We start from the raw sequence: 15,261 nt of genomic DNA, 5'->3' as shown, positions 1-15,261 counted from the left end.
ACCCAAAAGGAATCTCTATGTCCCGACATTTTCTGCGTATCCTTGATATTCCCCAACAGGAGATGCTTCCGCTTATCCAGCGGGCCCAGCAGCTCAAGGCTGTTCGGGCCCAGAGCCATCTCCTGGCCGGAAAGACGATCCTTCTGGTCTTTGAAAAGGCCTCGACGCGAACCCGCCTTTCGTTTGAGATGGCGGTACGTGAATTGGGGGGCTCGACAATTTTCATGACCCCGATGGAATCCCAATTGGGGCGCAGCGAGCCACTCAAGGATTCGGCCCGGGTCTTTTCCCGCTATGTCCACGGGCTTGTTGTCCGGACCTTCGGGCAAGAGAAACTCGAGGAATTGGTGGAGTATGGCGCAATCCCGGTTGTCAACGCTCTAACCGATTCCTACCACCCCTGTCAGGTCATGAGCGATCTGTTGACTATGTACGAACGCACCCCGGCCCTGAAAGACCAGGTCGTGGCCTGGATCGGAGACGGGAACAATATGGCCCACTCCTGGATCAATGCGGCCGCTCAGGTCGGCTTTCACCTCCAGATGGCCGTGCCCGCCGGGTATGAACCGGATGCGGGCCTGCTCGAGCAGGCCCGGGCAGCAGGGGCGCGGATCTCATTGTCTCAGGATCCCCGGGAGGCTGTGACCGGAGCCGATTACGTCAATACCGATGTCTGGGCCTCAATGGGCGATGAAGCCGAAGCCGAAGAGCGGGCCAGGGCCTTTGCTGGCTATCTCGTGGACGAGGAACTGTTGCGGCTGGCCAACCCCGGCGTTAAAGTCATGCATTGTCTGCCGGCGCACCGCGGCGAAGAGATCAGTGAGGCGGTCATGGAAGGGCCGGCAAGCATTGTTTGGGATCAGGCCGAGAACCGGTTGCACATGCAAAAGGCGATTCTGGAATGGGTTTTTTCCACCCCAGAGCGGGGGTGAGCCCCAGGTTCGGGATGCAAGCCGAGCAGGCCGTTGAAATCTCCCCATGGCAGCGAAGCTGTAAGAGATTCAAACTCGTCCGTACGGATACGCAGGCTGCGACCTTGCATTTGTGTCGCCGTCCCTTGGGATTTTTGAACGACCTGCAATAGAAAGAATTTTTCAACAGTCAGCTAGAACCTGGACGGGTCTCCTCTTCCCGCGGGGCCAGGAGACAATTTGTAGGACACAGAGCGAGCAGCGGAGTCAGACTGTGAAACACGAGCAGATAGCAAAAGTTGTCCTGGCCTATTCCGGCGGCCTGGATACCTCCATCATTTTGAAATGGATCAAGAAGACATACGGTTGCGAGGTCATTACCTTGACGGCGGATCTCGGGCAGGAGGAAGAACTCGACGGTCTGGAAGAAAAGGCCCTGAACACCGGGGCGAGCAAGGCCTACGTCGAGGATTTACAGGAAGAATTCGTCAGGGATTTCGTCTTTCCTGCCCTGCGCGCCAATGCCGTCTATGAAGGACGGTATCTTCTGGGGACATCCCTTGCCCGGCCGCTCATTGCCAAGCGGATGGTGGAGATCGCCCAGCAGGAGGGCGCTCAGGCTCTGGCCCACGGCGCGACAGGCAAGGGCAACGACCAGATCCGGTTCGAACTCAACGCCATGGCCCTGGCCCCGGAATTGGAGACCATTGCCCCGTGGCGCGAGTGGGACCTGCGTTCGCGCAGTGATCTGGTGAACTTCGCTGAAGCCAACGATATTCCGGTTCCGGTGACCAAGGAAAAGCCGTACAGCAGTGACCGCAATCTGTTGCACCTGAGCTTTGAGGGCGGCGAACTGGAAGATCCCTGGCAGGAGCCCGGTCCACACAGTTATCTGTTGGCGGTTCCGGTGGAGCAGGCTCCTGACACACCGGAAATTATCAGCATAGATTTTGAGGCGGGCAATCCGGTGGCGGTCAATGGGGAAACGTTGTCGCCAGCGGCATTGTTGCGCCGCTTGAACCATCTTGGCGGCAAACACGGCATCGGTCGTGTCGATATGGTGGAAAACCGTTTTATTGGTATGAAATCCCGCGGTGTTTACGAGACCCCGGGAGGGACGATACTGCATCTCGCCCACCGGGACCTGGAAGGGATCTGTCTGGATCGCGAAGCGATGCACCAACGCGACAGTCTTATCCCCGAGTATGCCAAGATGGTCTACAACGGGTTCTGGTACGCTCCGGAGCGTACCGCTTTGCAAGCCATGGTCGATGCCACCCAAGGTAATGTGACCGGTACGGTGCGGCTGAAGCTCTATAAAGGCGGTGTCTATCCGATCGGACGCAAGTCTCCTGTTTCACTGTATAACCCTGATCTGGCCACCTTCGAAAGCGACGAGGTTTACGACCAAGCCGACGCGGCCGGGTTTATCCGTCTGCAGGGATTGCGCCTTCGGGCCGCCCAGGGTGTGGCCGCCAAGGGACAGGGCAAAAGCTGATCACTGCGGCCGGACCGGCACGGCCGGGTCCGGCAGAATTCTGGTGCCGAGGGGAGGGATTTACTCCCCGGATTGCGGAAGGAAGAGCCATGAGCGAACAGAAATTGTGGGGCGGGCGCTTTGAAGCCAGGACCGACAGCCTGGTGGAGCAGTATACGGCGTCCGTGGAGACCGATAAGCATTTTGCCGTGCAGGATATTGCGGGGTCCAAAGCCCATGCCGCCATGCTGGCGGCCCAGGGCATTCTCACCCGGGAAGAGGCCCAGACCCTGCGCAATGGTCTGGATCAAGTCGCTGATGAGATCCTCCAGGGGAGTTTCGAGTGGCGCGACGACCTTGAAGACGTGCACATGAATGTCGAAAAACGGCTCACCGACATCGTCGGCGAAACCGGCCAGAAATTGCACACCGGGCGCAGTCGCAACGACCAGGTCGCCCTGGGATTCCGGCTTTTGGTCTCTGAACGGGTCACGGCCTGGCAGGGCCATCTGTGCGGAGTGATTCAGGCCCTGGTGGAGCAGGCCCGGCAGCATGTGCAAACCATTCTTCCCGGCTACACGCACTTGCAGCCTGCGCAGCCGGTCTCGCTGGCCCAGCATCTGCTTGCGTATGCGACCATGTTTCAACGGGACTGGGAGCGGCTCAACGACGCCCAGAAACGGATCCGGGTCTCCCCGCTGGGTGCAGCCGCCCTGGCCGGCACCACGTATCCCCTCGATCCTCAGGCTGTGGCCGATGAACTCGGATTCGAGACCGTGTTCGCCAACAGCATGGACGCGGTGGCCGACCGGGATTTTGTGCTCGAACCCCTTTTTGGAGCCAGCTGTATCGCCATGCATTTGAGCCGGTTGTGTGAAGAGATCGTGCTCTGGGCCAATCCGGGCTTCGGTTTTGTCCGTCTGCCCGACGCCTTTGCCACCGGCTCGTCGATCATGCCCCAGAAGAAAAATCCGGACGTCGCGGAGATCATGCGCGGCAAGACCGGCCATGTCTATGGCGCCTTGATGGGCTTGCTGACGACCTTGAAGGGGTTGCCCTTGACGTACAATCGGGATCTGCAGGAGGACAAGGCCCCGTTTCTGGAGGCGGACCGCACTGTGGGCCTTTCTCTGGAAATCATGGCCCGCATGGTCCCCGAACTGGAATTTCTCCCGGAGCCCATGCGCCGCGCCACCAGAGCCGGCTTCCTCAATGCCACGGAATTTGCGGACTATCTGGTGGGCAAGGGCCTTCCGTTTCGCCAGGCGCACCATATCACCGGCCAAGCAGTGGCCGCGGCAGAGCGTGCCCAATGCGGACTGGAGGATCTTTCCCTGGCCCAGTTCCGGGAATTTTCGCCACTCGTCGACGAGGATATCTATGCGGTTCTCGATTATGCGGCAGCGGTGAACAGGCGGCAGACGCCGGGAGGAACGGGAGCGGGATCAGTCGAGCACCAGATCGCTACTTTGTCGCGTTGGCTGGAGATGGTCCCGAAAGGGGGGAATGGCGGAAGCGTATAGGAGTCGAACCTACCGGCGACTTGGCAGCCGCCCACTGGATTTGAAGTCCAGGCGCCACACCGGTGACGAAACGCTTCCCACCACGTCCGAATTTCTTTAACAATCCAGGCCTTCTTTGACAAGGCCTTTTCAGCGCCGCGCATAGACAGGTGGCTGGGACTGTGCTAGACGGCTGCGTTATTTTGCTGCTTTGCCGGGAGACTTTTCCCATGCCCCCGGCACGCAACGCCCGACCCCATTACGGAGGAATTCGTTTTGAACAATTTTTATAAGAACCTTTTTTTGTGGGCAACGATCTCACTGGTCATGGTCGTGCTCTTCAACCTCTTCAACCAGCCCCAGGCGCCACAGCAGCAATTGTCCTACAGCCAATTGCTGACCGAGGTCCGTCAGGGACGGGTGGTCGGCGTGACCATCCAGGGGCAGAAAGTGACCGGGGTGATGACCAACGACCAGCGATTCGTCAGCTACGCGCCGGACGACCCGAATTTCGTAAACACCCTTTTGGAGAACAGCGTCGAGGTCAAAGCCCAGCCACGGGACGAGGCGCCATGGTATATGACCATTTTCGTCTCCTGGTTTCCAATGCTGCTGCTGATCGGGGTCTGGATCTTTTTTATGCGCCAGATGCAGGGCGGTGGCGGAAAGGCTATGTCATTTGGCAAGTCCAAGGCCAAGATGGTGACCCAGGAATCGACAAAGGTCACTTTCACCGATGTGGCCGGCGTGGATGAGGCCAAGGAGGAGCTGACTGAAATTGTAGAATTTCTCAGCAATCCCAAGAAATTTACCCGACTCGGGGGGCGGATTCCCAAGGGCGTTCTGCTCGTTGGCGGGCCCGGTACTGGAAAGACCCTTTTGTCCCGCGCCGTGGCCGGGGAAGCTGGGGTGCCCTTTTTCTCCATCTCCGGTTCCGATTTTGTGGAAATGTTCGTCGGTGTCGGTGCGTCGCGGGTGCGGGACCTTTTTGTCCAAGGCAAGAAAAACGCCCCATGTCTGATCTTTATTGATGAAATCGACGCGGTCGGACGTCAGCGCGGCGCTGGCCTTGGCGGCGGGCACGACGAACGGGAGCAGACCCTGAATCAGTTGCTGGTGGAAATGGACGGTTTCGAGTCCAACGAAGGTGTCATCCTCATCGCTGCCACCAACCGCCCAGATGTCCTGGACCCGGCTCTGCTTCGTCCCGGGCGCTTCGATCGCCAGGTGATGGTCCCCAATCCGGACCTCAAGGGCCGTAAATCGATCCTGGAAGTCCATGCCCGCCACACTCCCCTTGCCGGAGACGTGGATATGGGGGTCATCGCGCGCGGTACGCCTGGCTTTTCCGGTGCCGATCTGGAAAACCTGGTCAACGAAGCCGCTCTGGCGGCGGCCAAGGTGAACAAAGACCAGGTGGACATGAACGATTTCGAAGACGCCAAGGATAAAGTCCTGATGGGCAAGGAACGGCGTAGCGTGATTTTGAGTGAAGAAGAAAAGAAGACCACGGCCTACCACGAAGCCGGTCACGCGTTGGTGGCCCGGTTGTTGCCGGGAACCGATCCGGTGCACAAGGTGTCCATCATCCCCCGGGGACGCGCCCTGGGCGTGACCATGCAGCTTCCTGAAGACGACCGCCACAACTATTCCCGCGTCTTTTTGGAAAATTCCTTGGCGGTGCTTCTCGGCGGGCGTGTGGCCGAAGAATTGGTCCTGGATCAGATCACCACCGGAGCCGGCAACGACCTCGAACGGGCGACAAAGATGGCCCGGAAGATGGTCTGCGAATGGGGCATGAGCGAGGCTATCGGCCCGCTGGGCCTCAATGACAACGGCGATCAGGTTTTTCTCGGCCGGGAGTTGGTCCAGCATAAACATTACAGCGAGGATACCGCCCGGCTCATCGATAGCGAGATCAAGCGGATCATCAGCGATGCCTATGAAAAGGCGCGGCGGCTGCTCAAGGAAAATGGCGAGACCCTTGAAGCCCTTGCCGAAGCCTTGTTGGAGCGTGAGACCTTGACCGGGAATGATATCGCCACCATCATGCGTGGGGAAACTCTCCCTCCGGTGGAGGTAGAGCAGGAAAAGGGCCAGGGCCCATCGGCCTCGGCCGACACTCAGCAAGAGACTGAGGATTTTGCTGCGGAGGATTTCACCCTCGAAGAAGAGGACGACGAATGAACGAGTCACCCGGGAGCACGACGCCGATCTGGCGGGTGGCTGGGGGCAGGGTGGTGCACCCTGCCCCTTTTTGCATATTGGGCATTTTGAATGCCACGCCGGATTCCTTTTATGACGGCGGCCGCTACGACCGGCCGGACACGGCCGTGGCCCAAGCAGTGCATATCCTGGATGCCGGCGCGGATATTCTGGACATTGGCGGAGAATCGACCCGGCCTTACGCCGAGCCGGTCGGGGCGGCTGAGGAGATCGAGCGGGTGGTGCCGGTGATAGGAGAGGTTCTGGAGCGGAGTCCAGAGGCCCTCATCTCCGTAGACACCTACAAGGGAGCCACGGCCGAGGCGGCGCTGCAGGCCGGGGCTTGTATCGTGAACGATGTCTCAGGGTGCCGCTACGATCCCGCATTGCTCCCGGTGCTCACCTCGTGCCGTCCGGGCTATGTCCTGATGCACAGCCAGGGACGACCCAGCGATATGCAAGACGCGCCTCGATACGGTGACGTTGTTGACGAAGTGATGGCCTTTTTCGTGGACCGGATGCAGTGGCTGACGGGTCAGGGGTTGCCGGAGGAGCATATTGTTCTGGACCCAGGCATCGGATTCGGCAAGACCCTGGAGCACAACCTGGCGTTATTGCGGCATGTCGAGCGGCTTCAAACCCTCGGGCGCCCCGTGCTCATGGGGCTGTCGAACAAATCCCTGTGGAGCAAACTCCTGGGGTTGGAAGGAGCCGAGCGGGAATGGGCCACCCAGGTCGCGACTGCCCTGCTGGCGGCCCGAGGTGTGACGCTGCACCGTGTCCACGACGCCGGGCGAAGCAGGCAAAGCTTGCAACTCATGCAGGCGATCACACCAACAGCCCCCTGAAGCGGGACAAGGATGGTGGCAACAGGCAAAGCTTTTGGGCGTTGGATGGCAACGGGCCCTGCCTTCCTTTGCTGATTGTTGCAAAATTCCATAGACCGCAGGTTATGCAAAAATCCCAAGTGACGGCGACAAAAGTTCAAGGTCGTGGCGTACCTATTCGTACGCAAGAGTTTGAACGGATTGCAGCTCTGCTGCCATTGGGAGATTAGCAACGGCCTGTTCGGATAAAGCGGGCAAGGGTATGCTAGAGAATCTTCCTTTCGAACTCCCGGCGCTGCACTGGCGGGACCTGCTGGATATCAGCCTCGTGGCCTTCGTGCTCTACAGGCTTATTCTCCTGGTCCGGGGCACGCGAGCGGTTTCGGTCATTTTCGGGCTCTTGCTCGTCCTTTTGATCTATTACTTGGCCGGGGAATTCGGGCTGTATACCCTGCATTGGCTGCTGGCCAATTTCCTGGGGTCGATCTTTCTGGTGGTCATCATCTTGTTTCAGCAGGACATTCGTAAGGCCTTGGCTGAAATGGGCACGGCCGGCTTATGGCGCCGACGGAGCAAACCCCCGGAGATCCTGGACGAACTTGTTCTGGCCATGATGGAGATGGCCCGGCGGCGCGTGGGCGCTCTGGTGGTCATTGAACGCCAACAACAGCTGGGAGAAGTCATTGCGCGAGGGGTGACCCTGAATGCGGTCTTCAGCCGGGACCTGCTGTTGACCATTTTCCGTCCCGAAACCCCGCTGCATGACGGGGCGGTGCTCATTCGGGGTCAGACCATCACCGCTGCGGCCTGCATTTTGCCTCTGGCGGCCGGGGTAGAGCATAAATCCGACTGGGGAACGCGACACCGGGCGGCTATGGGCATCACTGAGGAAAGCGATGCCGTAGCTATCATCGTCTCCGAGGAACGGGGCAGCGTTTCTGTGGCCCTCGGCGGAAAATTGACAACCGCTTTGGACGAGGTCCGTCTGAAGCGGGTGTTGGCCTCGACATTGCGGCGCTAAGGCCCTTGAGATTTTGTGAACGGGTTGCGGGTGCGGCTGCTTTTCAGCAGCCAGTCCTGGAGCCTGGGTTCGAGAGCGTATTCTATGGCGATGAAAATACATAAGAATTGGCAGTATCAACTTCTGGCCCTTTTGCTGGCCTTGTTTACTTGGTACCTCATTTCCGGGCGTGAACGGGTTGAGACATGGGTCGAAATGCCCATCGAATTGGTGAATCTGCCTGAGGAGCTTGTCATCCGCGAAGGGATGGTCAATCGGCTCGAAGTCCGGGTGCGCGGGCCGAAAAGTCTGGTCCGTGCTTTGAATACCAAGGATCTGGCCTATACCATGGATATGGGGACACTGCAGCAGGGGCGGCAGACCCTGGCCCTGCAGCCGGCGAACGTCCCCATCAGCCAAGCCTTGCGGGTCATGGAAATTCGGCCGTCGCGGGTCGAGATCGTGGTTGACCGGCTGATGAGCAAAGAGGTCCCGGTCAAGGTCAATTGGGAGGCCGATCTGGATCCCGCTTTTCAATTTCTCAATGCGCGGACGGTGCCGGACCGCGTGGAGCTAGAAGGACCGAGTACCCTGGTCGCTCCTCTGGACCACGTCTTCACCAAGCCGGTCACCGTTAAGGGGAATCAGCCGCGGCAATGGCAAGGCACGGTTGGCCTTGACGTCTCTGCAGAGATTGAAGTGCGCCCGGCCACCGTCCAGGCCGAACTCGAATTCGCGCCCAAGACCACCACCTTGTGGGTCAAGCGACCGGTGGAGCTTTTGGGAGGTCCGGTTTCGCAGGCCAGTGTCGCGCCCGAAGCGGTCCGCCTCCATCTCGAATTGCCGCTGACCCTTTTAGATCAGGAGAATTGGCGCGAGCGGATCACCGTGACCGTGCCGCTGGACGAACTCGGTCCTGGCGTCTATCAACGCGCCTATGAAGTCGATCTCCCGCCGGATACCCGGATTCTGGGCATCAAACCCGATCAATTGCGGGTGGTCATTGATGCCCCCGCCAATGCCACCGCAGAACAGACAACGCCGATGCAACAGGAGAACTCGCGATGAGTCAGGAGCTTTTCGGAACCGACGGCCTGCGCGGCCAGGTCAATATCTATCCGATGCAACCGGAGATCGTCCTGCGTCTGGGGCTTGCCGCAGGACAGTATTTCCGCAACGGGGCCAAACGGCACCGGGTGGTCATCGGGAAGGACACGAGGTTGTCGGGGTATGTCTTTGAAAGCGCCTTGACCTCGGGATTTTGCGCCGCGGGCATGGACGTTTTTCTGGTCGGCCCCATGCCCACACCGGCTATCTCTTTTCTGACCAAGAATATGCGTGCCGATCTCGGCGTGGTCATCTCCGCTTCGCACAACCCGTTTATGGATAACGGGATCAAGTTTTTTGACAGCGACGGGTACAAACTGGCCGACAGTGTGGAAAAGGAGATCAGCTCTCTGGTCCTCGATCCCTCCACAAACTGGGAGATCCCGGATTCGGAACAGATCGGACGGGCCTATAAGATCCAGGACAGTCCGGGACGCTATATTGTCGCGCTGAAAAATTCCTTTCCCCCCCAAATGACCCTGGACGGGATGAAGGTCGTGCTCGACTGCGCCAACGGGGCCTCCTACCGGGTGGCGCCACTGGTACTCGAGGAATTGGGGGCCAAGGTCGTCAAGGTCGGCAATGAGCCCGACGGGTTGAATATCAACCGTCAATGCGGTTCCCTGTATCCCGAGGTCACGGCCCAGAAAGTGGTCGAGACCGGGGCGGACATCGGGCTCGCCCTGGACGGAGACGCCGATCGCTTGATCGTAGTCGATGAAAAGGGGCGGATTCTGGACGGCGACCAGATCATGGCTGTTTGTGCTCGGGATTTTTTGAACAAAGGCGATCTGCCAGGCAATACCCTGGTGGCCACGGTCATGAGCAATATGGCCCTCGAGGTCTTTATGCAGGAATGCGGTGGCAGGTTGGTGCGCACGCCGGTGGGCGATCGCAATGTGGTCGAGGCCATGCGACACCACGGCACCATTCTCGGTGGAGAACAGTCCGGCCATCTTATCTTTTTGCGTCACAGCACGACCGGTGATGGTGTTTTGGCCGCCCTGCAACTTTTGCGGATCATGCGCGAACAGGACCGTCCCATTTCAGAACTGGCTGGCTTGCTCCAACCGTTTCCTCAGGAATTGATCAATGTCCATGTCGAACGCAAAGTGCCGTTTGACGAGGTCCCGGCCGTGCAAAAGGGGGTCACCGAGGCCGAAAAACGGTTGGGTGATCGCGGGCGCGTCTTGTTGCGCTACTCGGGAACAGAGGCTGTGGCCCGGGTCATGGTCGAGGGCGAAGACGGGGAACTGGTCGCTTCCTTGGCCGGTGATCTCGCCGAAACGCTTCGGGTCCATCTGCGTTGATTGACCGAGCTGCACGTGCGGCCGGGGAGTGCTTTTTTCCGGCGCGTGTTTGATCGGCCGGGAAAAAACGGCTACTCGGGACTTGTCTGGGGCCTGCTGTCGCTGTGCTTTTTCTGGCTCTGAGTCAGGACGCCAGGGATCGCCGCGACGCTTCCCAGGCTGATGAAAATTTTCCAATGACAGAAAAGCTGTACTTTTTCAGTATGTTATATTCGAAAGCGCATACTGCGATCTTGACCGTTTTTGCGGCGTCCCTTGGGATTTTTGAACGACCTGCGGTCTAAGGAATTTTTCAACCGTCAGTGAAGAGGCTGAAAAGCCTTCGTCGACACGAAAATGTCGTATTGACACCCCTGTATTGGCATGCGCATAGTGCATGCCAATACCCTTCCTGCAGCAATCACGACCTTCGCATGTCCAGCGCGCGTTCACGGCGTTGGCCTGTCCAGTTGAAAGGAGTCCGCACGATGCAAGTCGACAAAGTAGTTGTTCCAGTAGCCGGATGGGGGACACGTTCTCTTCCTGCGACCAAAAATCTGCCCAAGGAAATGTTGCCGGTGTATAAAAAACCGGCGGTGCAGTATGTTGTCGAAGAGGCCATGATGGCCGGGCTGACCGATGTGGTTTTCGTCAACAATCAGAATAAAACGATCATTGAAGACCATTTCGACTACAATCTCGCCCTGGAATCGGTTCTCCAGCGGACCGGGAAACTGGATATGCTGGAACAGATCCGCGAAGTGGCCGAAATGGTCAACATCACCTCCGTGCGCCAGAAATCCCAACTCGGACTTGGGCACGCCGTCCTCTGCGCCCGGAAGGTGGTCAAAGATTCCCCCTTTGCGGTCCTGGTTGGCGATGATCTGCTCTTCGACGCCGAACCCGGGATCAAGCAACTTATTGAGGTTGCCAAGGCCGAGCACATGGCGGTCGTCGGGGTCGTCCAGGTGCCTGCGGACAAGGTCCCCAGCTACGGGATCATCCAGGGCGAGGAATTTGCCCCGGGGATGTACCGTGTCCGGGACCTGCAGGAAAAGCCCAGCCGCGAGTCGGCGGTTTCCCGGTTGGCTGTTGTGGGGCGGTATGTGCTGACTCCTGAAATTTTCGATCATCTTGAAGGCCTCCAGCCTGGACACGGCGGGGAAATCCAACTCACCGATGCCTTGCAGGCCATGGCCCGGAACAACCGTCTCCTGGCTGTCCGCCTGCGCGGCGAACGGTTTGATATCGGGGATTGGGTCGATTATCTGACGGCGAATATCTATTTCGGGCTCCGGGACCCTGAGTTGCGCGACGATCTTGCTGAACGTCTAAAGGAGCTGCTGCCCTCGTGATGCTCAAGCGGGTTTTCTTGTCTGTGTGCTTTGTCCTCTGGGCCGGGGCCAGCCCGGCCTTTTTTCCGACAACCCCGGAAGTGGCCGATCGGGTCCAGACCAATTTCGGGTCGTTGGATTCTTATCAGGTCCAGTTGGCGGCAAACGGCACAATGGCTGTGGGACAGAGCATCAATTTCTGGTCCGATTCGGGACGGTGGCGCCGGGAATGGGTCCGCGAAACAAACGGTACCGCCACCCTGCAGCGGGTTGATGTGGGTGACGGGGCCCGGCTCTATGGGACGCTGCCCCGGGAACGCACCCTCCCGGCTCCATTATTAGTGCTCTTGCATCGGACAAATCTGCGGTCATGGTGGAAGGAACTCGGGATCGACACCGGGCACAAACGGTACGCCTTTATTGGGCAACGCCCCTGTCTGGTCCTGGGCGATGCCTCCGCCGGCCAAGGTCGCCGCACTGAGATCTGGATCGATTTCGAGCGCTGGCTACCGCTCAGACTTGCCTGGGGCAATGGGGGCAGCGCGCGTTTCGCCCGCTACCGTAATGTCGGCAATTTCTTGTTGCCCCACAAGATTGTTGTCGATGACGGCTCGGGGCAGCATTGCCGGTTTTCCTTGCAATGGCAGGGCGTCAATACCCAGCTGCCGCCGCGGCTATTCAATGCCTCACGGCTCCAGGCCGAATACGGCACGGCCTCTTTCCCCTCTCAGCCTTCCTATCTCTTGCAGTGGTTGCGCGGTGTCCTCCCGCTCGTAGCGCGCTGATGGAAACCTTATGGGATGTCGCCCTGCTTGGGGCTCCCTTTACGACGTTGACCTACACGCTTCCCGAGGGCTTCCCCCACTCCCTGTGGCAGCCCGGGCTCCGGGTGTGGGTCCCTGTCGGGCGTGCGCTGCGCCCTGGCGTTTTGCTCCGTCCCGCCTCGTCCTCCCTTGATCCCGATAAACTCAAGCCCCTTTTCTGGCCGCTGGAACGCGCTCCTTTGCTCTCCCGGGATTATCTGGAGATGATCGAGGAGATGGCCAAACGTGTCGTGCAGGACTCGGGAGCAATCCTGGCCGCCGCTTTGCCTGCCGGACTCCGTAGCGCCAAGGGAGCGCTTGTGGCTGCAGGGAACAAACGAGAGCGACTTTCGCTTGACGCCCTGCGCCGGCTCTCAGAGACGGAACGCAAGCGCTGGGCCGAACTCTGGAGCGAGGGCCAAGCCGAGTGGGTGTTGCACGACAGCGAACACCGCGACAGTCTGCAGTGTTTTGTAAAACAGGATCCCCCCTGGCAGGTCCGCCCGCAAGCAAAGCGCCAGATCGCTGTGCTCGATTACCTGTGGGACAAAGGGAGTGTGAACAGGGGCAGGCTGCGGCACGAGCTTGGTAATTGGGCCGGCCCGGTCCTTGACACCTTGTGCGATAAGGCGTTGGTGGAGGTCGCTGCTCCGGAGGAATGCGAGCCAGACTCGTGCTCGGTCGCCTCAGGGCTGGAAGATCTGGTCCTGAGTGCGGAGCAGAGCCGAGCCCTGGAGGGATTGCGCCATGCCGCGACCCAGCACCAGGCGGCCCTGGTCCACGGAGTGACCGGCAGCGGCAAGACCGTTGTCTATGCCCATCTCGCCCGGGAGTGGCTGGCGGGCGGGCGCAGTGTCCTCTTGCTGGTCCCAGAGGTGGCCCTGGCCCGGCAGACCCTGGCGGCAGTGCGCCATTTCCTCCCTGGTGAGAGGGTGTATCTCTACCACGGCTACCAGTCCCCCAAACAGCGGGAAAAGGTCTTTACCGAACTTGCCGGGCGCGATGAGCCGTGTGTAGTCGTCGGAACCCGTTCCGCCCTGTTTTTGCCCCTGCGTGACACCGGCCTTGTGGTCCTGGACGAAGAACATGCCGAGTCGTTTAAACAGGATGAGCGCTTGGTCTATCAGGCCAAGGAACTCGCCTTTTTCCGGGTGCGACAGAGTCAGGGGTTCCTGGTCCTCGGCTCTGCCACACCGGATCTGAAGACTTTTTCCGCAGCTCGGGAAGAGCGGCTGCCCAAGGTGACCCTCCAGGAGCGGGTCGGTGCCAGCCAGCTGCCGGAGATCGATCTCGTTGATCTGCGTGAGGAGCCACCGGTTGCCGGTCCTTTTGCGGCCTCGGTCCACCAGCGTTTGCAGGAGGTCCTTGAGCGCGGCGAACAGGCAATTATCATGCACAACCGGCGCGGCTATGCCCCTTTGGTTTACTGCACCGGTTGCGGCGAAGTGGCCCGGTGTCCGGATTGTGAGGTGGGGTTGACCTACCACAAGCGGCGCCAGCGGCTTGTCTGTCATTATTGCGGTCAGCACAAAGAGTTTCCTTTTGTATGTCCGAAATGTCGCGCCAGCCAGTTCGTCCCCATTGGCGAGGGGACCGAACTCATTGAGGAATACTTGTCGACCTCGTTGCCGGCCGGGGTGCGGGTAGATCGTCTCGATCGCGACAGCACCCGGCGGCAAGGGCGGCTGGAGGAGATCCTGGCCGCATTCAGCCGCGGGGAGTCGCAGGTGCTCGTTGGGACCCAGATGCTGAGCAAGGGCCACCATTTTCCCGGGGTAACCCTGGCGGTGGTCGTGGACGGCGATCTGGGGCTCAATCTGCCCGATTACCGGGCAGCGGAGAGGACGTTTCAGATGCTCGTCCAGGTTGCCGGCCGTGCGGGGCGGGGGGACAAACCAGGCCATGTCCTGATTCAGACCCGGGATCCGGAGCATTATTGTTGGGAATTTGTCCGGCGCGGCGATTATGAAGGGTTTTTCGAGCGTGAAGCCGCACTGCGGCAGCGGCTGTCCTATCCGCCGTATACCAAGTTGGCCTTGGTGCGTTTCAGCCTCCCGACTGAATGGGAGCAAGGGGCGGAAACGATTAGGGAAGTAGGGCGATTTCTCAGGCAGGCCGGCAAGGCCGCTGGATTACGCGTACTCGGTCCTGCTCCGGCCCCTTTGGGACAATTGCGGGGGCGGCTACGGTACCATTGCCTGCTCAAAGGGGAATCCTGGCAGGAGATGCGCACGGTGTATCAGCAGGTGCGGCACCGCTTTTTTCGCGTCCGGCAACTTCGAATACAACTCGATCTTGATCCAGTGCACATGATGTGATTGTGTCTGCGCCCAGACCCACGTCCAGAAGCGGGCGGAGACGGTGGCAAGATGGCAGCGGCGCGCCCTGCGCCGGGAAATGCAATGGTATAACGGCAGGAAGTGGAGGAGAAAATGGAGCGAACTCGTGTGGTGCAGGCCTTGCGCTCCACCGCCCCGGTGGACGATATCCAGATTATGGGCTGGGTGCGTACCAAAAGGGATTCGAAGCAATTCACCTTTTTGGAGGTCAATGATGGCTCGTGCCTGAAAAATATCCAGGTCATCGTGGACAGCGATGTCCCGAGTTATTCGGAGTTGGAAGGCATCAACACCGGGGCTTCCGTCCGTCTCCGGGGCAAACTGGTCGAATCACCCGGCAAGGGGCAGAAATGGGAGGTCCAGGCCACTGAAATTGCCCTGATCGGCGCAGCGGACCCAGAAGGATACCCTTTGCAAAAGAAACGCCATTCCGACGAGTTCCTGCGGACCATCGCCCAGTTGCGCCC

12 protein-coding genes and 1 tRNA gene (1 of these 13 only partly in view) are annotated in these 15,261 nt (G+C 59.6%); 12 read left to right on the top strand and 1 reads right to left on the bottom strand.

Features of this window, described 5'->3' with window-relative positions; genetic code table 11:
* The first annotated feature begins 17 nt into the window (after positions 1–17).
* The 3 genes from argF to argH all read left to right on the top strand — a co-directional run bounded on the left by argF (position 18) and on the right by argH (position 3,911).
* Positions 18–932: an ornithine carbamoyltransferase gene (gene argF / locus DRET_RS08655; RefSeq protein WP_015752158.1), complete on the top strand. Its 915-nt coding sequence runs from the start codon at positions 18–20 to the stop codon at positions 930–932.
* Positions 933–1,185: 253 nt separating this feature from the next.
* Positions 1,186–2,409 (top strand): argininosuccinate synthase, encoded by a 1,224-nt coding sequence (locus DRET_RS08650; protein WP_015752156.1) that lies wholly within the window; start codon positions 1,186–1,188, stop codon positions 2,407–2,409.
* A gap of 89 nt (positions 2,410–2,498) precedes the next feature.
* Positions 2,499–3,911 (top strand): argininosuccinate lyase, encoded by a 1,413-nt coding sequence (gene argH, locus DRET_RS13420; protein ID WP_015752155.1) that lies wholly within the window; start codon positions 2,499–2,501, stop codon positions 3,909–3,911.
* On the opposite strand, the gene DRET_RS08640 is transcribed toward argH, so the two are convergent.
* Positions 3,896–3,989, bottom strand: a tRNA-Sec gene (locus tag DRET_RS08640). The two genes, argH and DRET_RS08640, sit on opposite strands and share 16 nt — an antisense overlap.
* 177 nt (positions 3,990–4,166) lie before the next feature.
* On the opposite strand from DRET_RS08640, the gene ftsH reads away from it, so the two are divergent.
* The 9 genes from ftsH to asnS form a co-directional block, all read left to right on the top strand.
* Positions 4,167–6,077 (top strand): ATP-dependent zinc metalloprotease FtsH, encoded by a 1,911-nt coding sequence (gene ftsH / locus DRET_RS08635; protein ID WP_015752154.1) that lies wholly within the window; start codon positions 4,167–4,169, stop codon positions 6,075–6,077.
* Positions 6,074–6,943 (top strand): dihydropteroate synthase, encoded by an 870-nt coding sequence (folP, locus tag DRET_RS08630; protein WP_015752153.1) that lies wholly within the window; start codon positions 6,074–6,076, stop codon positions 6,941–6,943. The genes ftsH and folP overlap by 4 nt, the downstream gene beginning before the upstream one ends.
* A 241-nt stretch (positions 6,944–7,184) precedes the next feature.
* Complete coding sequence (gene cdaA / locus DRET_RS08625) at positions 7,185–7,943, top strand: diadenylate cyclase CdaA (RefSeq protein WP_015752152.1); 759 nt, start codon at positions 7,185–7,187, stop codon at positions 7,941–7,943.
* 84 nt (positions 7,944–8,027) lie between these two features.
* A complete protein-coding gene (locus DRET_RS08620; RefSeq protein WP_015752151.1) occupies positions 8,028–8,990 on the top strand; it encodes a CdaR family protein in 963 nt (320 codons plus the stop codon).
* Entirely contained in the window at positions 8,987–10,339 is a 1,353-nt protein-coding gene (gene glmM / locus DRET_RS08615; RefSeq protein WP_015752150.1) for a phosphoglucosamine mutase, read from the top strand. The genes DRET_RS08620 and glmM overlap by 4 nt, the downstream gene beginning before the upstream one ends.
* A gap of 467 nt (positions 10,340–10,806) precedes the next feature.
* The gene (gene galU / locus DRET_RS08605; RefSeq protein ID WP_015752149.1) at positions 10,807–11,673 is read left to right on the top strand and encodes a UTP--glucose-1-phosphate uridylyltransferase GalU; all 867 of its coding nucleotides are present in this window, start codon (positions 10,807–10,809) and stop codon (positions 11,671–11,673) included.
* Positions 11,673–12,437 carry a LolA-like protein gene (locus DRET_RS08600; protein WP_015752148.1) on the top strand — a complete coding sequence of 255 codons (765 nt, stop codon included), beginning with the start codon at positions 11,673–11,675 and terminating at the stop codon, positions 12,435–12,437. The genes galU and DRET_RS08600 overlap by 1 nt, the downstream gene beginning before the upstream one ends.
* The gene (gene priA, locus DRET_RS08595; RefSeq protein WP_015752147.1) at positions 12,437–14,773 is read left to right on the top strand and encodes a replication restart helicase PriA; all 2,337 of its coding nucleotides are present in this window, start codon (positions 12,437–12,439) and stop codon (positions 14,771–14,773) included. The genes DRET_RS08600 and priA overlap by 1 nt, the downstream gene beginning before the upstream one ends.
* Before the next feature lie 114 nt (positions 14,774–14,887).
* Positions 14,888–15,261: the 5' portion of an asparagine--tRNA ligase gene (asnS, locus tag DRET_RS08590; protein ID WP_015752146.1), read on the top strand. It continues 1,018 nt past the right edge of the window; only the first 374 of its 1,392 coding nucleotides appear in the window; it begins with the start codon at positions 14,888–14,890; the stop codon falls past the right edge of the window.

This window comes from Desulfohalobium retbaense DSM 5692 (genome assembly GCF_000024325.1).
GTDB classification, from domain to species: Bacteria; Desulfobacterota; Desulfovibrionia; order Desulfovibrionales; family Desulfohalobiaceae; genus Desulfohalobium; species Desulfohalobium retbaense.
This window is presented reverse-complemented; position numbering and strand designations above follow the sequence as displayed.